This is a genomic window from Streptomyces sp. NPDC059816, from assembly GCF_042732055.1.
Lineage (GTDB): Bacteria > Actinomycetota > Actinomycetes > Streptomycetales > Streptomycetaceae > Streptomyces.
On sequence record NZ_JBHWIQ010000042.1, the window covers coordinates 17,909 to 40,447 of the forward strand.

Consider the following 22,539-nt stretch of genomic DNA (forward strand, 5'->3'; position numbering starts at 1 on the left):
CCCGGCCCGGGCACCCCGCAACAGCCTCGGCCGCCGCGCTCCGGGGAACCGGGCGGCAATCCGTTCGCGGCGCCCGTCGCGGGTGGCGTTCCCGGCCAGCCGCAGGGCCCGGTCGGGTACCCCGGCGGCCCCTACGGTCCGCCGGTCGGCGTTCCCGGGGCTCCGGGCGGTCCGGGTATGCCGGGCCCGCCGTACCCGCAGTGGCCGGGGGGGCCGGGCGGTTGGGGTGGCCCGCCGCCGCGGCCCCCGGTGAGCGGGCTCGCGATCACGGCGCTGGTCTTCGGCGTCCTGTGCTTCCTGCCCGCGGTCGGGCTCGTCCTCGGGGTCGTCGCGCTCTCCCGCATGCGCCGCACCGGTGAACGCGGCAAGGCGATGGCGGTGTGGGGGATCGCCCTGTCCTGCTTCGGCCTGCTGCTGCACCTGCTGGTCCTGCTCGGCGGCGGCTGGGGCGACGTCCGGGCGGGGGTGCGGGACGCGACGTACCCCGTCTTCGCGGTGAACAAGGGCGACTGCTTCACCACCCGGCAAGGCGGGCTCGAAGGGCTCACCTACGACGTCGACGAGGTGTCCTGCGCCGAGAAGCACGACGGCGAGGCGTTCGGCACCTACGGGGTGAGCGGCGCGGACGGTTCCTACCCGGGCGACAAGGCGATCTCCGCCGAAGCCGACGTCAAGTGTGACGACCTGCGCTTCGTCTACGCGATGGACTCGTGGGCGCATCCCCCCGACGTCGACGTGTACTACTTCACGCCCACCCCGGAGAGTTGGAAGCTCGGCGACCGCGAGGTCACCTGCATGTTCGGCAGTGCGGACGGCAAGACCCGGCTCACCGGGTCCCTGCGCAACGACGCCACCATGCAGACCCGTGACCAACTCGTCTACCTCCAGGCGGCGCGGCGCCTGGAGGGCGCCCTGGAGGCGACCCCCGAGGCCGCCTACGTCGAGGACGACCTGCCGGGCCACCGGGAGTGGGCCGTCGAGATGTCCGAGGCCCTGGTCGCGCAGACCTACCTGCTCCGTGACCGCACCTGGCCACAGCGGAGCGCGTCCGCCGTCGCCGCGCTGGTCAAGGACCTCGACGCGGCGCGCAAGGAATGGGACCTGGCGGCCCGCGCCACCGACGCGGACACCTTCTACCTCCACTACGGCAGGGGCATGGACCTGGTCGAGCCCGACGGCGCGGTTCCGTCCCGGGAGGCGCTCGGCCTGGGGACGACCCCGCCGCCCCACCTCGTGAGCGATCCCGAGGAGTCGGGCGCCGGAGGGGGCGAGGGAGACAAGGGAGACAAGGGAGACAGGGGGGACAAGGGAAACGAGCGAGGCAACGGGGACGCGGGGCCCGGGGTCGGGGCGGCCGTGTGATCCGCGGCTGAACGGTTCACCGGCAACGGCCCGTGGCGCCATACCCGGGGAAATGGCCTGGGTAAAGGCATGTCATCACTTCGGGTGATTCTCTGGCCCTTGGTTGCACGGCGCCACCCACGGTTGCGAGTCTGTTGCTGTGCGTCAACCCGTTGGGAGGGGCCAGTGACATTCGGTGACCAGCCGGCGTATCTGCGGGTCGCGGGTGATCTGCGCAGGAAGATCACCGACGGCTCGTTGCCCCCGCACACCCGTCTCCCCTCGCAGGCCAAGATCCGTGAGGAGTACGGCGTCTCCGACACCGTCGCCCTGGAGGCCCGCAAGGTCCTGATGGCGGAAGGCCTGGTCGAGGGCCGTTCCGGTTCCGGTACGTACGTCCGCGAGCGTTCCGTGCCCCGGCGCATCGCCCGCTCCGGGTACCGCCCCTCCGAGGGCCCCACCCCGTTCAAGCAGGAACAGGCGGACTGCTCGGTGCGCGGTGCCTGGGAGTCCCGCAGCGAACAGACGGACGCCGACCCGGACGTGGCCGAACGGCTCCGCATCGACGTCGGGGACCGGGTGATGCGCACGCGGTACGTGTACCGGGACGGGTGTGACGCGATGATGCTGTCCACCTCCTGGGAGCCGCTCGCCCTGACCGGTCGGACCCCCGTGATGCTGCCCGAGGAAGGGCCGCTGCGGGGTACGGGAGTGGTGCGGCGGATGGCCGCGATCGACGTCGTCGTGGACAACGTCACGGAGGAGGTCGGCGCCCGACCGGGGCTGGCGGACGAACTGCTGGCACTGGGCGGGGTGCCCGGTCACGTCGTGATCGTCATACGGCGGACGTTCTACGCCTCCGGGCGGCCCGTGGAGACGGCCGACCTGGTCGTTCCCGCCGATCGGTACCGGGTGGCCTACCACCTGCCCGTTCGGTAGCGCTCCGGTCGGTCCCGGTCGCCCCGGGCCCGGTCGGCGGGAGTGGGTGGAATCTGGCCGTTCTGCCGGGGCGCGGTCCGCGGTGGGGTGCGGGGAGTTGTTCGCTGACGCGTGAGGGGTGGGGGGTTTTGTGCGGACGGACGGCGCGGTGTTGTGGGAGGGCGGTGGCCGGGGTGCGGCGCCCGCCGGGTGTGCAGGGCGTTCGGGATCCGGCAAGGGGGGCGCGCGGACGGAGGCGTGCCCCCTTGTCCATGGCTTGTTGCCTACCTCTTTGTGTAAAGGCATATCCGGTGCGTGAAGGTCGGGCGTAGGCTCGGGCATATGCAGATTGCGGTTTCCTTGGTGGACACGGCACGGATCGAGCCACGGGGAGAAAGGGGAGGGGCGCGATGACCGAAGGCACGGCCACCTTGCCCTGGCTCGTCATACGGGAGGACGACAACGGCAACCGCTACCGCGTGGGTCGGTACGCCACGCGCGCGGAGGCGGAACGGATCGCCGACAGCCTCGGCGCCCCGGGACACCAGCACCTCTACTGGGTGGAACAGGTCGGCCCGAGCAGCACTCCGTAACCGGGCCGGCCCGTAACCCTGGTACCCCGTCACCCCGGCACCCCGGCACCCCGTACCGCGTGACGTCGGCACCCGTACCCCGGTGGAGCGCCCGCCCCGGTGCGCGGTCCGCCCGGTGCCCCGCGCGTCGCGGCGCCGCCCGCGCCCGCGGATAGGCTCCGGGCGTGGAGGAACGAGTGGTGGTCGTCGCGGGGGCCCTGTACGCGGGGGAACGGCTGTTGGCGGCGCGGCGCAGCGCCCCGGCCGAACTGGCGGGGCGGTGGGAGCTACCGGGCGGCAAGGTCGAGCCGGGGGAGCCGCCGACCGACGCCCTCGTCCGTGAATTGCGCGAGGAACTCGGCGTCGAGGTCGGGGAACTGACCCGGGTGCCGGGTGAGTGGCCGCTCAAACCCGGCTACGTCCTCCAGGTGTGGCGGGCGCACCTCCTCGACGGTGAACCCCGCCCGCTCCAGGACCATGACGAGGTCCGCTGGCTGAGCCCGGCCGAGGTCTGGTCCGTCGACTGGCTGGATCAGGACGTTCCCGCCGTACGGGAAGTGCTCCGGTTCGCCTGATTCCCCGCTGACCCCACGTCCGTGCGGGCGTCTTGACGGGATTTTTGCCTTTCGCTCCGGTGCCCGCCGTCGGGAGCCCGGATCGGTGCCTGATGCAGCGTTCTCTCAGGTCCCAGGGGTGTTGTGGGGTGCGCAGACGGAGCACGAGCCCACCTTTGTGCGCCCTGCGCGGGCGCTGTTCGCGCTCCTCGACCTTCTGTGCGCCCCGCACGGGATAGAGCGCAGCGCATATCGGGTATGTGCCCACTAAGCACATGAATCCGGACGCGGTCGCGCGGGTGGCCAGGGAAGTGATGCGGCGTGATCGACACCGACCGGGACCGGGGCGACCCGGGTGATCGGAGCGAGGGCGACCGCGTGGAGTGGACATTCCCCGCCGACCCGGGAGCCGTGCGTGACGCCCGTGCCAGGGTCCGCGGACAACTCGGCGACTGGGGGCTGGAATCCCTCGGCGACCTGACCGCCCTGCTCGTCAGCGAGCTGGTGACCAACTCCCTGCGGTACGCCTCCGGCCCCATCGGCGTCCGGCTCGTACGGCCCCCGCGCCCGCCCGGCGCCCTCCTGGTGGAGGTCTCCGACCCGCTGCCCCACCCGCTGCCCGAACCGCCCCCCGAGCACCATGCCGACGTCGACGAGGAGGGTGGCCGGGGACTGCGCCTCGTCGCCTCCACATCCAGCCGTTGGGGCATGCGTCCGGGCAGGTCGGGCAAGACGGTGTGGTTCGAGTTGGCCCTGCCTGGTTAGAAGGGAGAGAGGGCGCGGACCGGTCACCACCGGTCCGGAAAGTGTCGGGACCGAGCTGTGATCGTGAACACCGTGTTGCGCGGGGCCGTTGTGCTGGATACTGCGGGCAGCCGCCACCGGTGACCGGTACCGGGTGCGGTGAGCTGGAGGGGACGGTTCGCGTGAGCGAGATACCAGCGCAGGCCACTGTGCCCGGTCATTCGTCGGAGGGTGCGATGGGTGAGACGCGCGGTGACGCGATGTGGCAGGGCACGCCACCCGGGTCCATCTACGACTACCTCAAGGTGGCCTCCTTCTCGATCGGCCCGGACGGGCTGATCGAACAGTGGAGCACCCGCGCCGAACAACTCTTCGGGGTGCCCGCTTCGGTCGCCGTCGGCAAGGACCCCATCGAGGCGTTCGTCCCGCCGGAACTGCGCGCCCGAGGTCAGCGCACCATCGCGGAGATCCTCGACGGCCGGGAGTGGACCGGAGCGGTGCCCTTCCGGACACCGCCCGCCGAGGGCCCGGCCGCCCGGCCGTACCCCCGCCCGGGGCGTTACGCGCAGCCCGGCCGCGACGGTGCGCGGGGCGGCGGCACCGGGCAGCGCGGCGGGAACCCGGACGCGCGGGGAGCCGCCCCGGGCCGCGCCGCGCGCTTCACGGGCGACCACGGGGACCCCGGGAGCGTCGGCATCGCCGAGCTCTACGTCATGCCCACCGAGAACGCGAAGGGCGAACGCGCCGCCGTCTGCATCGTCGTCGACGTCCGCGCCCTGCGCCGCATCGAGACCGACATCGCCGCCTCGCAGGCGATTTTCGGCCAATCCCCCTTCGGGTTCGTGTTGTTCGGCGCCGAGCTGCGGGTGCAGCACGCCAACCGACAGTTCGCCTCCGTGTTCGGCGGGCGGGCCGAGGACCACCGGGGCCGCACCGTCCACGACTACCTGCCCCGCCAGGAAGCCGACCGGATCTCCGCCGCCCTGCGCCGCGTCCTGGAAACCGGCGAAGCCGTCACCGACATGCAGATCGTCGGACCCGCCCCCGGCTCCAGCGACCGCCGCCACTGGTCCATCAACCTCTACCGGGTGCACAGCGGCAGCGGACGCCCCATCGGGGTCGCCGGACTGGGCACCGACGTCACCCGCCGCCACGCCGCCGCCCGCGAGGCCGCCCAGTCCCGCCGCAACCTGGCCCTCCTCAACGAGGCCGGCGCCCGGATCGGCAACTCCCTCGACATCGAGGCCACCGCCCGGGAGCTCCTCGACGTCACCGTCCCCGGCTTCTGCGACCTCGCCGCCGTCGACCTCTACCAGGGGCTCCTGGACGGGGACGGCGCCGCACCCGGCCAGTGGAGCGTCCCCGACTCCGGCGGCGGCAGCGGCGACCTGCGCCGGGTCGCCTACGCCAGCGCGGTCTCCGACGCCCCCTTCACCGACGGACGGGCCCCGGTCAAGGTCGGCGCGACCCACCACTTCGACTTCTCCTCCCCGTTCGCCGACGCCCTGCGCACCGGACGCCCCCGCCTCATCGACGGCGTGCCCGGGGGACTCATCCGCTCCACCCTCGCCGTGCCGATGGTCGCCCACGACACGGTCGTCGGGCTCGTCCAGTTCACCCGCACCAAGGGCAGCGAGCCGTTCAGCGAACGGGACCGCGCCCTCGCCGGTGAACTCGCCGCCCGCACCGCGGTGTCCATGGACAACGCCCGGCTCTACCGGCGCGAACACCAGCGCGCGCTGATCCTCCAGCGCTCCCTGCTCCCGCCCGACAACCCGGTGGCCGCCGGACTCGACATCGCCTGCCGCTACCTCCCCAGCAACGCCGCCACCGAGGTCGGCGGCGACTGGTTCGACGTCATCGAACTCCCCGGGCACCGCACCGCCCTGGTCGTCGGCGACGTCATGGGCCGCGGTCTGCGCGCCGCCGTCGCCATGGGGGAACTGCGCACCGCCGTCCGCACCCTGGCCCTGCTCGACCTCGAACCCGCCGAAGTGCTCTCCGCCCTGGACGAGGTCGCCCGCGGCCTCGGCGCCCCCGGCGGCGTGCAACAGGCCACCCGGGCCGCCCGTACCTCCCGCGACGCCGACCTCTCCGAGGTCTACCTCGCCACCTGCGTCTACGCCGTCTACGACGCCGTCACCCGCCGGGTCACCTTCGCCAACGCGGGCCACCTCCCGCCGGTCATCCTGGAGCCCGGCGAATCCGCCCTGATGCTCGACGTGCCGCCCGGCATGCCGCTCGGCGTCGGCGGCGAACCCTTCGAGGAAGTCGAGGTCGAACTCGCCGAAGGAGCGCTGCTCACCCTGTACACCGACGGCCTCGTCGAGTCCCGCGACCACCCCCTCGACGAGGGGCTGCACGCCCTCGTCGGCGCCCTCACCGAACCGGACCGCCCGCTGGAGGACGTCTGCGACCACGTCCTCGGCGCCCTCGACACCCACCACGGCGAGGACGACATCGCCCTCGTCATGGCCCGGGTCCAAGGGCTGCCCGCCGAGTCCGTGGGCGACTGGTCACTGCCCCGCGAACCCCAGAGCGTGGGCCGCGCCCGCGAGTACGCCCGCGCCCAACTGGAGTCCTGGGACCTCGAAGCGCTGGTCGACACCACCGAACTCCTCGTCAGCGAACTCGTCACCAACGCCCTGCGCTACGGCGAGGGCGAGATCAGACTCCGGCTGCTGCTCGACCGCACCCTCGTCTGCGAGGTCTGGGACGCCGGACTGGTCCAACCCCGGCGCCGCCGCGCCCGCGCCACCGACGAGGGCGGCCGGGGGCTCCAACTCGTCGGCCTGCTCAGCGCCGGCTGGGGATCACGCAGGACCCACCGGGGCAAGACCGTCTGGTTCGAACTGGCCCTCCCCGACGGCGAAGGCGGCCAGATCGACGTCGCGGAAGCACTGATGAGCATGTTCTGAGCAACCCGGAACGGGTCCGCGACGCACCCTTGACCCGTCAGGCGCCGGACTTGAGGGCGGTGAGCCGGGCCTCCACCTCCGCGGTGTCGCCCAGCGCGTCCAGCCGCTCGAACTGCGCGTCCAGCGACGAGGCCGCCAACTCCTGCCTGCCGAGCGCCCGGGCCTCCTCCCGACGGACCTTCTCCTCGAAGCGGCCCAGGTCACTCGTCGGATCGAGCACGTCGACGTTCTTCGCCGCGTCCAACATCTGGTTCTGCGCCTGCGCGGTACGCGACCTGGCCACCAACTGGTCGCGCCGCGACTGGAGCTCCGACAGCTTCCGCTTCATCTGCTCCAGGCCCGACGTCAACTTGCCGACCACCTCGTTCTGCGCGGCGATCACCGGCTCCGCGTCCTTCGCCTCCCGCTCCGCCTGCAACTGCCGCTCCAGCGCCACCCGGGCCAGATTGTCGAAGGTGTCCGCCTCCGGAGCGTCGCCCGCCGCCCGCAACTCGTCGGCCTTGCGACTGGCGGCGAGCGCCTTGCGCCCCCACTCGGCCGCGGCGTCGACGTCCTCCCGGTGGTCCTGCTCCAGCATCCGCAGATTGCCGATCGTCACCGACACGGCCTCCTGGGCCTCCCCGATGTGGGCGGTGTAGTCGCGGATCAACTGGTCGATCATCTTCTGCGGGTCCTCGGCCTGGTCGAGGAGGGCGTGGATGTTCGCCCGGGCCAACTGGGTGACACGGCCGAGGACGGTCTGCTTGCTCATCGGAGGGCCTTTCGGGTGAGGGCGCCGTGGTGGAGCCGGAACCTGGTGTCGTCGCGACGTTGCGCGGGCGGTGCCGCAGCTGCTGTCAGAACCGCCCGCCTCCGCCCCTGCGGCCCCGGGTGGCACCGCCGCCGAAGCTCCCCGGACCGAAACCGCCCCGCCCCGACGGACCCCCGAAACCGCCCGCGCCGCCGGACCGGCCGAGACCGCCCAGCACCTGGCCGAGGATGATCCCGCCGAGCACCGCGCCACCCGTCCCCCCACTGCCACCGGGGCGCCCGCCGTACGGGGTGCCGCGCGCCCGCACGTCCTGCTCCGCCAACTGCCGGGCCTCCCGGGCCAACGCGTCCGCCCGCTGGGCGTCGGCGAGCGCGCCCGCCGGGTCGCCCGTCGCCCCCTCGGCCCGCGCCAGATGACGTTCCGCCTCGGCGAGCCGGGTCCGCGCCCCGCTGCCCACCGCACCCCGGTGCGTGGTGACGTAGTCCGCCGCCGTACCGACCGCACTGCGACCCGTCAGCAACGCCTGCCCGAGCAACGACCGGGCACGCACCTGGGTCGCCTCCCGCTCCCGCGCCCCCGTCAACGCCGCGTCGAGCGCCCCGTCGGCCTCCTCCAACCTCCGCAGTGCGCCCATCGGGTCGTAGGGGCCCGCCGCCCGCTCCGCCCCCACGGCGTGCAGCACCGCCTCGGCGCGGGCGACCCGGCCCCTCAGATCCGCCGTCGGCTCGCCCGCCACCGTGCCGTCGAGCATGCCGCGCGCCTCGGCGAGGTCCGTCTCCGTCTCCGTCAGCGCACCCGGCACGGCCCGGTCGGCCGCCGCGATCTCCTCGGCCAGCCGCTCCACCGCCGCCACGAAGGTCCCCGCCTGGTCCAGGGCCCCTTCGGCGGCCCGCAACTGGACGGCGGCCCGACCGTTGTCCCCGGCGGCCACCGCCTCGCGGGCACCCGCCAGGCCCGCCGCCGCGAACACCAACCGGTCCTTCGCCTGCTCCACATGGCCCGCCACCGGCAGCGAAGCGGCCGGTGCGTAAGCGGCGCCGAGCCGATCCAGGGTCTCCTGCGCGCCCTCCGTCCGGCTGCTGACCTGCTGGTACACCCCGTCGGCGTGCTCCAGCGCCGCGGGCGCCGACTGCTCCAGGGCCCGCAGCCGGTCGAACGCCGCGGACTCCGCGTCCAGCCGACGGTTCGCCTCCGTGCAGCGCGCGACGATCTCGTCCAGCATGCGCCGTCGGGTGGCGTCGTCCTCCGGGAACGCGTCGTCGAGCCGTTGGCGCAGCCGGAACGCGGCCGTCAGCTCCGTACGGGCGTACTCCAACGCCTCGGTGAACGGTCGGGTGGCCTCCTCGCCGAACTGCGCCGTGGCGAAACCCAGCTCCTCCGCACTGGTGCGCACCGCGTCGTCGGTCGTCACCAGCAGTCGGCGGGCCCGCCCGTCCCACTCGGGCAGCGGGACGGGACCCGGTGCGCCCGGGGCCCTGGCCCCCCACTCCGGTCCCTGTCGCACCGTCTTCGCGCGCCGTCGCTTGCGGGCGACCGCGTACACCGCGAGCGCGCCGGCCGCGCCCACCGCGACCACCGGGAGCACGAAGTCCCCGGTGCCGACGTCCGGACCGACCAGGCTGCCCGGATCGGGGTCGCCGGGCGTCAGCGCCGGCACGGGGACCGGCCGCCCCGACAGCACCGCGTCCATCCCGTCGGCGGCGCCGATCCCGGCGCCCGCCCAGTCGTTCGCCCGGAGCGCCGGCTCGATCGCCGTCCGGGCGACCGTGGCGAGCTGCGCATCGGTCAGTCGGACGTCCTGGTCCACCGAGTACGCGTACTGGCGGTCGTGCGTGGCGACGGCGAGCAGCAGGTCGTTCAGCCCGAGGCCACCACGCTGGGCGGTCGCGTCCGCCCAGCTCTGGGGCGTCCGCCCGGAGAAGTCGCGCACGTACACCAGGTACAGCTGGAGGCCCTGATCGCGGTCCAGGCGTTCCAGCGCGGCGGCGACCCGGTCGCGGCGGTCACCGAGGGCGCCGACGGTATCGGTGATCTGCCCGGTGCGGGACAGCGGTACGGGATCGTCCGCGCGGGTGACCCCGGCGGCAGCGAGCACGAGCCCCAGCCCGAGCAGCACCGCCAGCGCGAGCACTGCCACCGGCCCGCCACGCGCGATCACGGCCCCCGCCCGCCGCACGGTGCGCCGAGGGTGCGCCGGCCACCCCGGCGCACCCTCCCACCTGCCCGGACCCCGCGGGGGTCGACTCCTGGGCGACGTCACATCCTTGAACATATGACCCCGAACCCCGCCCCGCGACCGCGATCGTGCGGCAGCCGCGGCACCGTGGGCGGGCTCCCGGGGACGCCTCGCTGTCAGTGGGGGCGGTCATCCTGGACGCCATGACCACCCCGACACTGATCACCACCTGGCGCACCCTCCTCGCCGACCCCCACAAGACCTGGGCCCTGTTCGAGCACGGCACCTGTGTGGTCCTCGCGACCGCGTCCGGTGACCCCGCGGGCCGGGCCGCCGAGCTCCTCGCCCAGTTCGGTCCGGTGAGCGCGGGCTCGGCCGCGGGGGACTTCGGCGTCATCGCGCCGGACACCGTCGAGGGCTGGGTGGTCACCGGTCACCACCCGGACGTCCTCACCTACGTCGCGCCCCAGGAGGTGGCGGAGCCGACGGAGCTGTCGATCGGGCTCTACGGCCGCACCAAACGCGCGCTGGACGCCGTCGGGCTGCGGATCGTCCACCTGGAGAACGGGCGTGGCGAGGGCTGAGCCCGCGCCGCCGGCGGTCAGCTGCTGAACCGCTCCCGGGCCAGCAGCGGCCTGACCCGGGAGGCGAACCCGCCGGTCCGGAAGGGGCGTTGGAGCAGCCCGGGCCGTAGCTCCTGGGCGAGCGCCGCGGCGATCATGCCCTGGTCCAGGGCGAGGACGAAGTCGCTGACCCGCCCGGTGCGGACGTCCACGGAGTCACGGAACCCGTACCCGTCGTCGTACGCGCCGAAGTCCCGGGCGAGCGCGCGGAGGTTGGCGACGGCCTCGCCGCGCGCCTGGGGCAGGGCGAGGAACGAGGCGTGCGGGGTGACCACCCCGTGCGACCCGTACCCCTCGGTCTGCATGCCCATCGCATCCACGCCGTACTCGCGGTAACCGCCGTCGGGCACGTTGGACGGGGAGAAGCCCCAGTACCCGTACCCCTCCTCGACCAGTCCGTGTTCGATCTGGCCGCGCACGTAGTGCTCGTGGGAGCGGCCCCAGGCGTGCGGGGACCACGCCGACTCGGGCACGAACAGCGGCACCATCAGCGCCTCGAACATCGAGCCGCCCCAGCTGGGCACCAGCTTGCGACCCCGGTAGGAGTAGTGGCCGTTCCACACCCGGACGCCGTCCACGGTGACGTACGAGCCGCCCGGCGTCTGCTCCTGCTCCCACTCGGGCAGCATCGTCCGGTACATGCACCAGTAGTGCTGCGCGGGCAGCGAACCGTCCGCGATGCCGAGGTAACTCGCCATCCGCGGCTCGGTGTTCAGGGCGCCGTAGTGGTGGCCGGTGGGCTCGTCGGTGTCGGTCCAGACGCCGCCGCGCAACTGGCCAGGACGCTGCGCCGGGTCGGCCGCGTCGTACGGGGTGTAGAAGAACGACCAGTCGGCGGTGGCGAGGATGCGGGCGATGCGGCGGCGCAGCGAGGGGTCGGCGTCGGCGGCGATCCGTAGCCCGGCGACCAGCCAGGCGTTGTCGACGGAGGAGAGGAACGGACGGACGGGCGCACCGGTCTCGGGCCACTGCGTCAACGTCGAACCGTCGTACGCGTCGTACCAGTTGAGCCAGAAGCCGTGGTGCCGTTCCAGCTTCTCCACGGCGGCGACGGTACGGGCGAGGTCGCGGCGCATGGTGCCCCGGCTGATCACCCCGAGTCCGGCGGCGGCCACCGTGGACCACAGACCGCAGCCGATGTTGGTGGGCGAGGTCTGCCGGGAGGGCACCGGGCGGCCGGGCCCGCTGAGGTCCGTCTTGTCGGCGGTGAGCCCGAAGTCCGTGGTCATCGCGTCGATCGAGCGGTAGGTGTCGCGGAACCACCGGTGCAGCAGGGGCGCGTCGGCGGCGGGTGCGCGGGACGGGGAGCGGTGCGCGGCGGCGTGGGCCGGTGCGGCGGCCAGGGTTAGGGCGGCGGCCCCGGCCCCGGCGGTGGTGAGGAACGATCGACGGTGCATACGGATGCGGTCCATGCGGTTCCAGCTCCTGGTGTCGGGAGGTGTGGAGGGAACAGGGGCGTGGGGGGGGGAGCGGGGGGTAGCGGGGGACGCCGTCGGCCCGGCGGGGCTGCGACGGGTCCGACGGCGTCGTTCGGTGGGGCGCGGGGCGGCGGAGGGGGCCGCCCCGCGCCCGCGGCTCACTCCCCGGTGGGGAGCTCCCGGGCGCGGCCGAGTCCGCCGAGCCAGACCGCGGAGGGCTTGGCGGTGCGCTCGAAGGTCACCGGGTCGTAGGAGATCAGCCCGAAGGTGGGCGCGAAGGAGCCCCACTCGTAGTTGTCGAGTGCGCTCCAGTGCAGGTAACCGCGGATGTCGAGCCCGTCCCGCAGCGCCGCTTCGACCTCCTCCAACGCGCCCTTCGTATAGGCGATGCGGCGGTCGTCGTCATCGGTGGCGATGCCGTTCTCGGTGACGATCAGCGGGACGTCGCCCACCACGTCCGCGGTGTGCCGCAGGGCGTAGCCGACGGCCGCCGGGTAGTACTCCCAGCTGGTCAGGGTGCGCTCGACGTCCTCGGGCGCCGGGATCGGTCCGTCGGGACCGATCCTGGTCCGGGTGTAGGACTGGACGCCGATCCAGTCGTCGCCGCGGGCGGCCTCGATGAACACGTCCTCGCGCGGGTGCCGGTAGGCGGCGGTGACCCCTTCGGCGCCGGGAAGCGCCTGGTAGACCTGGTTGGCGATGGTCCAGCCGACCTGGATGTCCGGGTTGACGGCCTTGACGGCCTTCGACGCGGCGTGGTGGACGGCGATGATCGCGCGGGTGGTGTCCTCGTCGGGCGTCGGCAGCCCGGCCGGCGGGAAGCCGATGTCCCCGGCCTTGGCGGCCCCGGCCATCACGGCGATCATGTTCGGCTCGTTGATGGTGCAGACGTGGTCCACGCCCTCGGCGATGACCGGGGCGGCGGCCTCGACGTAACGGGTGAACAGGTCGACGGCCTCGTCGGCGGTCCAGCCGCCCAGGTCCTCGAACCACTGCGGGACGGTGAAGTGGTGCAGGGTCACCATCGGGCGCAGACCACGGGCCCGGGCGCCCTCCACCATGCGGCGGTAGTGGGCGATCTCGGCGTGCGAGAAGTGACCGCGGGCCGGCTCGATGCGGGCCCACTCGATGCTGAACCGGTAGTCGGTGAAGCCGAGCTCCGCGAGCAGGTCCATGTCCTCGGGCCAGCGGTGGTAGCTGTCAGCCGCGTCCAGGCTCGGCGCCTGGATGTGGGAGGTGCCGCTGTGTTCCTTGCGCCACCAGTCGCTGTTGGTGTTGTTGCCCTCGATCTGGTGGGCGGCGGTGGAGGCCCCCCAGAGGAAGCCGTCGGGGAACCGTGTCGGGGCGTGCGTCATCGTCCTGTCTCTCTGGTGGGTGCGGGCGCGCTCCGGCCCCAAGGGGCCCGAGGGGCGGGGGAGCGGCCCGGCGTGCGGGGGGAGCGAATCGGAGAACGAGAAGGGGGGCGGGCCGGGCTACTTCATGCCGGCGGTGGCGATGCCCTGGGTGAAGTGGCGCTGGAGCACCGCGAAGACGAGCAGCACCGGCAGCACGATCAGGAAGGACCCGGCCATCAGCATGCCGTTGGAGCCGGCCGACTGGTTGGGGTCGGTGGCGAAGGTCGCCAGGGCCACCGGGAGCGTGTACTTGTCGGGGTCGTTGGTGGCAATCAACGGCCACACGAAGTTGTTCCAGGACCCCAGGAAGGTGAAGATCGTCAGCGTGGCGAGGGCGGGCTTGACCAGCGGCATCACGATCCGCCAGAAGATGTACCACTCGCCGGCGCCGTCCATCCGCGCCGCTTCCAGCAGTTCGTCCGGGATCGACTGCATGAACTGCCGCATCAGGAAGACCCCGAAGGCGCCCGCCGCGAACGGCAGCACCAGACCGGCGTACGAGTCGATCAGCTGCAACTTGCTCATCAGCACGAACAGCGGCAGCAGCATCAGGTTGCCGGGCACCATCAGCGCACCGAGCACCAGCCCGAAGAGCTTGTTGCGGCCGGCGAACTTGAGCTTGGCGAGCGCGTAGCCGAGCATCGAGCAGAAGAGCAGGTTGGAGACGGTGACGAGGGTCGCCACGATCACCGAGTTGAGGAAGTAGCGCGGGAGGTCGAGGCGGTCCAGCAGCCGCTCGAAGTGCGCGAGCGTCCACTCGGTGGGCAGCCACACGGGCGGTGAGGCGCTGAGCTCCTCATTGGTCTTGAAGGCCGACAGCGCCATCCACAGGAACGGCGCCGACATGATCAGCAGACCGAGCGAGACCAGTGCGTACACCAGGACCCGGCGCGCCCGCGGGCCGGTCGACGGCCGGGGCGCGGTCGCCGGGGCGCTGGTCCGGGCGGGCGGGGCGGCGGTCGGGGTGGACTTCGTGGCGCTCATGCCGTGTTGTCCTTCAGCAGTCGGAGCTGGAGCACGGTGATGCCCATGATCACCACGAAGAGCACGTACGCCATCGCGCTCGCATAGCCCATGTGGAAGAAGTTGAAGCCCTCGCGGTACATGTGCAGCGAGACGGTGAGCGTGCTGTCCGAGGGGCCGCCCTGGGTCATCACGAACGGCTCCTCGAAGACGTTGAGGTAACCGATCGTGGTGATCACGGTGGCGTACAGCACGGTCGGCCGCAGCAGCGGCACGGTGATCCGGCGGAACTCGCCCCAGGGACCGGCGCCGTCGAGCTTCGCGGCCTCCCGCACCTCGGTGGGGATGGCCTGGAGCCCGGCGATGAACAGCACCATGACCGTGCCCATGTTCCGCCACACCGCCATCAGGATCAGCGACGGCATCGCGAGCTTCTCGTCACCGAGGAAGTCCGGCGCGGTGAGCCCGACCTCGGCGGCGAGACCGGCGATCAGCCCGTCCGCCGGGTCGAGGACGAACCGCCACACCACGGCGACCGCGACGATCGAGGTGACCACGGGGGCGTAGAAACCGACGCGGAAGAAGGTGCGCGCCCGGTCGATGCCGTTGTTGAGGAGCACCGCGACCAGCAGACCGAGTCCGATGGTGAGGGGAACCCCGATGACGACGAAGTAGGCCGTGTTGAAGAGGGACTTGAGGAACTTCTCGTCGCTGAAGAGCCTCGTGTAGTTCTCGAAGCCGATGAACTCGGCCTCCAACGGGTTGGTCACGTTGCGCAACCCGAAGTCCGTGAAGCTCATGACGAGCGTCGCGATGATCGGGAAGGCCATGAAGACCGCGAACAGCACGAGGAACGGGGTGGAGAACAGCCATCCGGCGAGGTTCTGCGTGCCCAGCCGCGGCTTGCGGCGCCCGCGTCCCCGGCTGTCGGCCCCGCTGTCGGGTGTCGTCCCGCCCGGGCCGGGACTGTTGCGCGGCCCGGCCTTCGCCCTGGCCGCGCCGGCGGCGGCAGGTCCGGTCGTGGTGCTCATCGCCGCTACTCCACGAGGCTTTCGACCTCGGACTGCGCCTTCTTCGCGGCGTCCTCGGCGGAGGCCTTGCCCTGGGTCACGGACTCGATGGCGGTGTCGACCTTCGAGGTGATCTCTGACCACTCGGCGAGCGGCGGGGAGGTCTTCGCGGTTTCCATCTGCTTCCGGAAGACCTGGAGGTTCGGGTCCTCGGCCAGCGCGCCCGACGTCCAGGCGGCGGTGGCGGCGGGCAGGTCACTGGTCCGCTCGAACCAGTCCTCCTGACCCTTGGTGTCCGTCAAGTACTTGATGAACTCCTTGGCGGCCGGCTTGTTGTCGCTGTCCTTGGAGATCACCAGGCTGGAGCCGCCGGCCATGGACACGGACTGCTCGCCGGTCGGGACGGGGGCGACGGCCCACTTGCCGTCCAGGTCCGGGTACTGGGTCTTCAGCATCGACATGATCCACGGACCGGAGAAGAACATCGGCACGTCGCCGGTGTTGAAGTCCTTGGTCACGTCGTAGCCGGGCTGCACGCTCTTCTTGGCCAGGCCCTCGTCGAAGTACGCCCCGTACTCCTCGAACGCCTTCACCGCGGCCGGGCTGCCGATGGCCGCCTTGCCGTCCTCGCCGAGGATCTCGCCGCCCGCCGAGTACAGGAACGGGTAGAAGCTCTGGACGGTGTCCAGGCCGCTCGGCTGGATCGACAGCCCCCACTTCGTCCCGGCCTCGTCCTGGTACGCGGCGGCGGCCGACCGCAGCTCCGCCCAGGTGGCGGGCGGCTCGTCGATGCCGGCCTGCTTCGCGAGGTCGGTGCGGTAGTAGAGGACGCGGGTGTCGACGTACCACGGCACGCCGTACGCCTTGCCGTCCACGACGCCCTGGTCCCATCCGGCCGGGAAGAAGTCCTTCTGGTCGAACATCTCGGTGTCGACGGGTTCCAGGGCGTCGATCGCGGCGAACTCGCCCATGTAGGTCCCGCCCATCTGTGCGATGTCCGGGAGGTTCCCCGCGGCAGCCGCGGCGACGAGCTTCTGGTGGGCGACGTCCCAGCCGACGGGGGTCACCTTGACGGTCACGTTCGGGTTCGCCTCGGTGTACTCCTTGGCGACGTCGCCGAGCTTCTCGCCCTCGGCGCCCATGGCCCACACGGTGAGCGTCTGCTTCGCGTCGGCGGCGACGCTCTCACCGCCCGACGTCCCGCAGGCGGTTATTCCGAACGCCGTCGCGAGGGCGATGGCGACCGTGGCGGTTCTGGCGGCGCGGTGCATGGACGGCTCCTCCTTGAGCTTCCCGGGCCTTGCTGGCGTCCCTGACTCCTCACACCCGAAGACCCCTGATCGTCTTCGGGTACCCAGGACGCCCGCCCGTGATGTATGCGCTGCCTGTAAGCGCATACATCACTCTGCGCCAGGCGTTCCGGGATATGCAAGGGGGCTTTACATCACACTCCGGTAACGGCGCCCGCGGGCCGGTGGCCCGCGGGCGTGCGCCGGCGTGGACCCTCCGGGTGGGGGGTCCGTGTGGGGGGTGGATGCGGGGTCTGTCGCATGGGGAGTGGGGGCTCACGACTCGGGGGCGGGGGGCATGAGTTACGGCACCTTGCACGCTAGATCGGATATTTGCGTACGGAAAGGAAATGTGGCGCACAACGCTTTCGCCCCGCCCGGGCGGGACCGGGGCGGGGCGGTGTGGCGAGCAGGGTCCCCGCGGTCGAACTCGCTGCCCGCCGAGGGGGTCGGGTGCGCGCTCGGAGCCCGGTACCCCCAGCGGCCCGCACGACCTAGGCTCCGGCCATGCCCGTACCGCCCGTACCGCCCGTACCGTCTGGCTCATCCGTACCGGTCGAGCCGTCGTCCCGCTCGACGCCCGCCGTGCCGGAGCGGGCGCCGGACCTGCCGCACCCCTTCCCCTTCGATCCCGCGCACGGGTACGACCCGGCCCGGCTGCTCGCCGTGACCCCGCCCCCGGAGCCCGCCGGCTTCGACGCGTTCTGGCGCTCCCGGTACGCGGCGGCCCGCGTCGTCGACCCCGACCCCGTCGTCGGCCCGCCCGAGGACGAACGGGACGGCGTACGGCTCCACCCGCTCACGTACGCCTCCACCGGGGGCGTCCGCACCGGCGGCTGGCTGGCGCTGCCCGCCGACGGGCGGCCCGCCCGGTACGGGTTCGTGATCGGACACGGTTACGACGGCCGGGACACCCCGGCGCCCGCCCTACCGCTCCCGCTGCCCGGGTCCGCCGCGATCCTGCCCTGTGCCCGCGGACTGCCCGCCCGGGGACTCCAGCCCGACGTGCCCGAGACCGCCGACGCGCACGTCCTGCACGGGATCGGCTCGCGCGACACCTACGTCATCGGCGGCTGCGTGGACGACCTGTGGTGCGCCGCCTCCGCGCTGCTCCGCCTCGTCCCCGAACTCGCTGCGCCCGGGGTACCCCGACTCGGGTACGTGGGCGAGAGCTTCGGCGGCGGGCTCGGCGCGCTGGCGCTGCCCTGCGACGAACGGTTCGGCGCCGCCCAACTCACGGTGCCCACCTTCGGCCACCACCCGCTACGGCTCACGATGCCGTGCACGGGCAGCGGCGAGGCGGTGCGAGCCCACCACGCACGGCACCCGGAGGTCACCGACGTCCTCGGCTACTTCGACGCGGCCACGGCGGCGACCCGGCTGCGCACCCCGACCCTGGTCGCACCCGCGCTGTTCGACCCGGCGGTGCCGCCGCCCGGACAGTTCGCCGTGCACAATGCGGTGGCCGGGCCGCGCGAGTCGTACGTGCTGACGGCCGGGCACTTCGAGCACGAGGGGACCCGGGCCGAGTACGCGGGGCTGGACGCGGCCCGGCGACGGTTCTTCGCCCGCTGGCTCGGGGTCGCCTGACCCCGGGCCGGTCACCCGCCGTACGCCATTGCGCCGTACGTCAGCAGCCGCAGCTCGCCCGCCGGGCCACCGTCACCGGCAGCATCAGCGAAACGGGCACGCCCGGCGCCACCTCCGGCACACCGGGCACCCGCTCGCTCCCGTCGCCCCCCAACCTGCGCACCAGCAGTTCCACGGCCGCCTCGCCCATCTGCCGCATCGGCTGACGGACGGTGGTCAGCGCCGGGCGCACCAGACGGCTCAGCGCAATGCCGTCGAACCCGGTCACCGCGACGTCCTCCGGCACCCGCACGCCCCGGCGCTCCAGTGCGTGCAGCGCGCCCACCGCCATCTGGTCGTTGGCGAACAGCATGCCCCGCGGCGGCGGTTCACCGTCCGCTTCCGCGCGGTCGAGCAAGGCGTCGGCGGCGCGGGCGCCCTCCGCGCGGGTCATCATGGGGGCCCGCAGATCGGGTTCGTCCCCCACCCGGACGCCCGCCTCCTCGCAGGCCGCCCGGTACCCGCGGAAACGGGCCGCCACGTCGGGGGAGTCCTCGGCGCTCCCGATGAACGCCAGCCGCCGCAGCCCGTGGTCCACGATCAGGTGCCGGGTCAGCGCGCGCTCGCCGTCCTCGTTGGCCGCCTCGATGTGGTCGAGGTGGTCCAGCTGCTCGGACTCGCGCGGACCCGCCAACATCACCACGGGCAGCCGTCGCGAGATGACCTCCAGGTCCTCGGTGGGCACCGTCCGGGCCAGCACCGCGAAGCCGTCCACCCGGCCCGCGACCTTCGCCACCAGGCTCTCCGGGCCGCCCGACAACGAGGCGGCGATCAGCAGGGCGTACCCGTGGCGGCGGGCGGCGCGTTCCATGCCCCGGATGATCTGGTCCGAGTAGAGCATCGCGGCGTCATCGTCGTCGGACTCGCCCGCCTCGTGCTCGGCGTCGGGGTCCGAGTAGTCCGGGAAGCAGAGGCCGAGCACGCCCGTGGAGCGGCTGGCCAGGCCCCGGGCGTTCCCGCTCGGCACGTAGCCGAGCTCCCGCGCGGCGGCGAGTACGCGGTCGCGCGTCTGCTGCCGTACGGAGTCGGGGTTGCGGTACACCCGCGACACCGTCGCGATCGACACTCCGGAGCGCTCCGCGACGTCGTACACCGTGGGGGCTGTGCTCACCCGACTGACCGCCTGCCTGTCCGTACGAATCCCCTGGTGGGTGCGCCGGCACGGGGTGCCTGCGCTAATGAAAGCGCATTCACAGTAGGTCGCGGGGCGGGGTGCGGGCAAGGTGGGCCCGGGGCGGTGCCCCGGGGGCGGGGTGCGGGTGGGGCCCCGCGGAGCGGGGATCGCTGACCGGCGCGGACGCAGGTACCGCCGCAGTTGGGGCTACCCCCGCACGCGCGGGGACGACTTGATCGTGGTGCCGAGCCGGTAGCGGCCGACGGGACCAACCCCGCACGCGCGGGGACGACAGGTCGCGACCTGGGGTTTTACTGGCCGGGGGAGCTGTTTTTCATCAGAAGTGGAAGATCCGGCAAATCGAGCAAATGGCGTGTATCGGCTCGCCGTCGAAGCATCTCGCCCCCGTGGACGTTCGTGTTCACCCCGGACCCTGCGCGTCCGGGTGCTGGCACCGTACCGGAGGGTCGGGGTCGCGGTCGGCGGTAACGGGGAGATCGTTCCGTTCGAGAGGGCGGGGCCGTGCGCGCCGGGCGGTGCGGTCCGGGCAGTCCTCGTGCGTGCGGAATGTGTACCCGGGCCCGGACATGGAGGGACGGTAGTGAACGCGGTGGGGCTCGGCGCTCAGGATCGGGCGGCCGCAGCGAGCGCAGAGCATCAGGCGCGGGTCCCCACGGCCACCGTCTCGCTGCCGGCGAGGGCGGCGAGCGCGCGAAGGACGACCGCGAGCCGCCGGTCGCCCAGGTTCTCCACCTGCCACAACGGAACCAGCCGGGGGAACCCGACCGCGACGACGAGGTCCAGGAAGGCCCGTTCGCTCGTGGTCAGTACGAGCGCGGTCCGGTACTGGGCCTCGAAGCGGGGCCAGTCGCAGGACGCGGTGCGGTCGGTCTCCGCGATCAGGAGGTGTCGTACGTCCTCGCGGGCCAGGACATCGCCCTCCTCGATGAGCGCGGCGACCGCGGCCCGCTCCCCGATGTCCCGGGAACGGGCCCACGCGGTGAGCCGGTCGCTGAGCAGCGGCGGGTCGTCCGGTTCGGTCGAGGTGACGGGGCTGAGGTAGTCGCTGGCGGCGCTGGCGTCCATACCGCGAAGCTACGGCGCACGCCCCCGTGACCGACAGTCACGTTCCGTGGCACTCGTCGCCGCCCGCCGCGGCACGGGGACCACGTTCCGTGTCCGTTACTGGGTCCCGAAGAAGGCGGCCAAGTCCCTTTGACGTTGCGACAGATGGCGCCGCCTCGTGCCGCGCGTCACGTCACCGAAGGTGTCCGCGGCCATGCGCTGGTGGCGCAGCCACTCCGGGGTCGCGTCGAACAGTGACCACAGGACGTCGGACGCGTCGTCGTACTGCTGGAGCATCACGTGCGCCTGTGCCACGTCCAGGAGGTGCCTACGCATGAAGGTCCGGCCCTTCGTGTCCGTCGGTGGCCCCACCCGGGCCGCCAGGCCGAGGACCCGTTCGGGGCGCTGGGCCACGAGCTGGTTCTCGATCGCCTGGAAGGCCACCGTCCGCCGGTCGAAACGTCCCCAACTCGACACCTCGACGGCCTGCCGGTCACCCAACGCGGTCCCGGCCGCGCCCGCCAACCGCAGGATGTCCCGCGCCTCCCGTGGCCGGTTGTTCCGGGCTGCCGCGGCGCTCGCGTGCACCAGCAGCTTGCCCCACGCACCCAGCGCCGAGCGGGTGGCCCGGGACATGCGGGGCTCGATGGCTTCGGCGGTGGCCACGCTCACCTGTTCCGCCTCGTCCAGTCGGCCCTGCCGCATGAGCAACCATCCCTGCTGGTAGACGGCTGCCGCGACGCCCGCGGAGTCGTCGACGCGCAACGCGTCCTCGATGGCGTCCCGCAGCGCGGTGTGCGCGAGGTCGTAGGCACGTACCTGGGTGAGGTAACGACCGGCCATCTGGAGCACGTTGGACCGGATGCGCAGGGCCGCTTCGTGCTGGGGCCCGCCACCGTGGAACTCGACTGCGGCGTGGGCAGAGCGCACGAGGAGGGGCAGCACCGCGGCCACGTGGGCGTAGTCGTCCCGGTGGTAGGCCGCACCGGTTTCGTGTGCGGCTGATCGCAGCCGTTCCAGGTCGGGTTCGTCCCCTGACGGGCCGTGGTCCACCTCAATGCGTCCGGTGAAGGTGACGGGTGGCGCGATGGCTTGACGCAGCGGCATCAAGTCGATGTTGTCGTCGTCCGAACGGGTGGTCGCGTGCGGTCCCGAAGGGTCGAAGATCCGTGACGTACGAACGCCCAGGGCCCGTGCCAGCGAATGGTACGTACCCAGCCGGGCGGTTCCGCCGCGCTCCAGCTTCTTCACCACGCCCAGGCTGACGCCGGCCCGCTCGGCGAGTCGTTCCTGGGTCAGCCCCCGCGCGAGCCTCAGCGCCTTGAGGTGCGCTCCGGGCGGTACGGAAGTGTCGGTGTGCTTGGGCATACTGACTCCCCTCACGTTGCTGACACTCGCAATGTACGCGGAGCGGCACGGGTCGGGGACACCGAGGAAAGCCGAACATCCGGCGGGTACGCCGGGGGCGGGTAGCTGTCGACGGGGGTCGGAGGACGGCAGTGATCGAGGCGGAGCTGAAGGCGTACGTGGTCGAGCCCGAGTTGATCGGGCGGCGACTGGACGCGCGTGCCCCCGCTCGGGTCGAGGTGTACCGGGACACCTACTACGACCGGGCGGATCAAGAGCTCCGGTTGCGGACCGTGCACGGTACGCACGGGACACGGACCCTCCTCACCTACAAGGGCGCCGCCGTGGACACGGAGTCGGGTTCCAAACCGGAGTACGAGACCGAGGTCGCGGACGCCGCAGCGGCGCACGCGATCCTCCGGTCCCTCGGTCACGTCGAACGCATCGCCTTCGAGAAGCATTGCCGCAACCACGCCTTCGAGGCGTACGGGCGGCGCATGCTCGCGACCCTGGTCCGGGTGCCCGAGCTCGACGGCACGTACCTGGAGGTCGAGACGTTGGTGGACGAGGCGGACGTACCTGCCGCCCTGACCGACATCCGCGCCGTACTGACCGAGTTGGGCATCGGGCCGGACGCCCTGACCAGCGACACCTACACCGACGCCGTCCGGGCCCGCCGCGGAGGTTGACGTTCACCACCGCGACGGGCCGGA

The 22,539-nt window shown here is 72.6% G+C and carries 19 protein-coding genes; 9 read left to right on the forward strand and 10 right to left on the reverse strand.

Annotated features, from left to right (window positions below; translation table 11 throughout):
- The first annotated feature begins 249 nt into the window (after positions 1-249).
- From ACFV88_RS33865 to ACFV88_RS33890, 6 genes are all read left to right on the forward strand, one after another.
- Positions 250-1,362, forward strand: a complete 1,113-nt coding sequence (locus ACFV88_RS33865; protein ID WP_385495983.1) for a DUF4190 domain-containing protein — start codon at positions 250-252, stop codon at positions 1,360-1,362.
- Positions 1,363-1,527: 165 nt separating this feature from the next.
- Positions 1,528-2,280 (forward strand): GntR family transcriptional regulator, encoded by a 753-nt coding sequence (locus ACFV88_RS33870; protein WP_385495984.1) that lies wholly within the window; start codon positions 1,528-1,530, stop codon positions 2,278-2,280.
- A gap of 389 nt (positions 2,281-2,669) precedes the next feature.
- Complete coding sequence (locus ACFV88_RS33875) at positions 2,670-2,852, forward strand: SPOR domain-containing protein (protein ID WP_385495985.1); 183 nt, start codon at positions 2,670-2,672, stop codon at positions 2,850-2,852.
- A 164-nt stretch (positions 2,853-3,016) separates the two neighbouring features.
- Positions 3,017-3,406 carry a (deoxy)nucleoside triphosphate pyrophosphohydrolase gene (locus tag ACFV88_RS33880; RefSeq protein ID WP_385495986.1) on the forward strand — a complete coding sequence of 130 codons (390 nt, stop codon included), beginning with the start codon at positions 3,017-3,019 and terminating at the stop codon, positions 3,404-3,406.
- 300 nt (positions 3,407-3,706) lie between these two features.
- Positions 3,707-4,150: an ATP-binding protein gene (locus ACFV88_RS33885; RefSeq protein WP_385495989.1), complete on the forward strand. Its 444-nt coding sequence runs from the start codon at positions 3,707-3,709 to the stop codon at positions 4,148-4,150.
- A 215-nt stretch (positions 4,151-4,365) separates the two neighbouring features.
- On the forward strand, positions 4,366-7,047 hold the full coding sequence (locus ACFV88_RS33890; protein WP_385495990.1) for a SpoIIE family protein phosphatase: 2,682 nt from the start codon (positions 4,366-4,368) through the stop codon (positions 7,045-7,047).
- Between the two features lie 37 nt (positions 7,048-7,084).
- Here ACFV88_RS33890 and ACFV88_RS33895 read toward each other — a convergent pair whose 3' ends face one another.
- Together ACFV88_RS33895 and ACFV88_RS33900 are read right to left on the reverse strand one after the other, a co-directional pair.
- Positions 7,085-7,798 (reverse strand): PspA/IM30 family protein, encoded by a 714-nt coding sequence (locus ACFV88_RS33895; RefSeq protein ID WP_385495991.1) that lies wholly within the window; start codon positions 7,796-7,798, stop codon positions 7,085-7,087.
- Between the two features lie 85 nt (positions 7,799-7,883).
- Complete coding sequence (locus tag ACFV88_RS33900; protein ID WP_385495992.1) at positions 7,884-9,935, reverse strand: TPM domain-containing protein; 2,052 nt, start codon at positions 9,933-9,935, stop codon at positions 7,884-7,886.
- Positions 9,936-10,177: 242 nt separating this feature from the next.
- Between ACFV88_RS33900 and ACFV88_RS33905 the strand changes: the two genes are divergently transcribed.
- Entirely contained in the window at positions 10,178-10,558 is a 381-nt protein-coding gene (locus ACFV88_RS33905) for a hypothetical protein (RefSeq protein WP_385495993.1), read from the forward strand.
- A 17-nt stretch (positions 10,559-10,575) separates the two neighbouring features.
- Here the strand turns inward: ACFV88_RS33905 and ACFV88_RS33910 are convergent, their stop codons facing one another.
- The 5 genes from ACFV88_RS33910 to ACFV88_RS33930 all read right to left on the reverse strand — a co-directional run bounded on the left by ACFV88_RS33910 (position 10,576) and on the right by ACFV88_RS33930 (position 16,653).
- A complete protein-coding gene (locus ACFV88_RS33910; RefSeq protein ID WP_385496010.1) occupies positions 10,576-11,994 on the reverse strand; it encodes a glucoamylase family protein in 1,419 nt (472 codons plus the stop codon).
- A gap of 179 nt (positions 11,995-12,173) precedes the next feature.
- On the reverse strand, positions 12,174-13,370 hold the full coding sequence (locus ACFV88_RS33915) for a glycoside hydrolase family 1 protein (protein WP_385495994.1): 1,197 nt from the start codon (positions 13,368-13,370) through the stop codon (positions 12,174-12,176).
- A gap of 117 nt (positions 13,371-13,487) precedes the next feature.
- Positions 13,488-14,393 (reverse strand): carbohydrate ABC transporter permease, encoded by a 906-nt coding sequence (locus ACFV88_RS33920; RefSeq protein ID WP_385495995.1) that lies wholly within the window; start codon positions 14,391-14,393, stop codon positions 13,488-13,490.
- On the reverse strand, positions 14,390-15,403 hold the full coding sequence (locus tag ACFV88_RS33925; RefSeq protein WP_385495996.1) for a carbohydrate ABC transporter permease: 1,014 nt from the start codon (positions 15,401-15,403) through the stop codon (positions 14,390-14,392). Before ACFV88_RS33925 ends, ACFV88_RS33920 begins: the two co-directional genes overlap by 4 nt.
- A 5-nt stretch (positions 15,404-15,408) precedes the next feature.
- A complete protein-coding gene (locus tag ACFV88_RS33930; protein WP_385495997.1) occupies positions 15,409-16,653 on the reverse strand; it encodes a sugar ABC transporter substrate-binding protein in 1,245 nt (414 codons plus the stop codon).
- A 525-nt stretch (positions 16,654-17,178) separates the two neighbouring features.
- Between ACFV88_RS33930 and ACFV88_RS33935 the strand changes: the two genes are divergently transcribed.
- Complete coding sequence (locus ACFV88_RS33935; RefSeq protein WP_385495998.1) at positions 17,179-18,261, forward strand: acetylxylan esterase; 1,083 nt, start codon at positions 17,179-17,181, stop codon at positions 18,259-18,261.
- A 40-nt stretch (positions 18,262-18,301) separates the two neighbouring features.
- On the opposite strand, the gene ACFV88_RS33940 is transcribed toward ACFV88_RS33935, so the two are convergent.
- The 3 genes from ACFV88_RS33940 to ACFV88_RS33950 form a co-directional block, all read right to left on the reverse strand.
- On the reverse strand, positions 18,302-19,411 hold the full coding sequence (locus ACFV88_RS33940; RefSeq protein WP_385495999.1) for a LacI family DNA-binding transcriptional regulator: 1,110 nt from the start codon (positions 19,409-19,411) through the stop codon (positions 18,302-18,304).
- Between the two features lie 660 nt (positions 19,412-20,071).
- Complete coding sequence (locus ACFV88_RS33945) at positions 20,072-20,500, reverse strand: hypothetical protein (RefSeq protein WP_385496000.1); 429 nt, start codon at positions 20,498-20,500, stop codon at positions 20,072-20,074.
- Positions 20,501-20,596: 96 nt separating this feature from the next.
- Positions 20,597-21,847 (reverse strand): helix-turn-helix domain-containing protein, encoded by a 1,251-nt coding sequence (locus tag ACFV88_RS33950; RefSeq protein WP_385496002.1) that lies wholly within the window; start codon positions 21,845-21,847, stop codon positions 20,597-20,599.
- A gap of 131 nt (positions 21,848-21,978) precedes the next feature.
- Here ACFV88_RS33950 and ACFV88_RS33955 point away from each other — a divergent pair, with 131 nt between their 5' ends.
- On the forward strand, positions 21,979-22,515 hold the full coding sequence (locus tag ACFV88_RS33955; RefSeq protein ID WP_385496003.1) for a class IV adenylate cyclase: 537 nt from the start codon (positions 21,979-21,981) through the stop codon (positions 22,513-22,515).
- Positions 22,516-22,539: the final 24 nt, after the last annotated feature.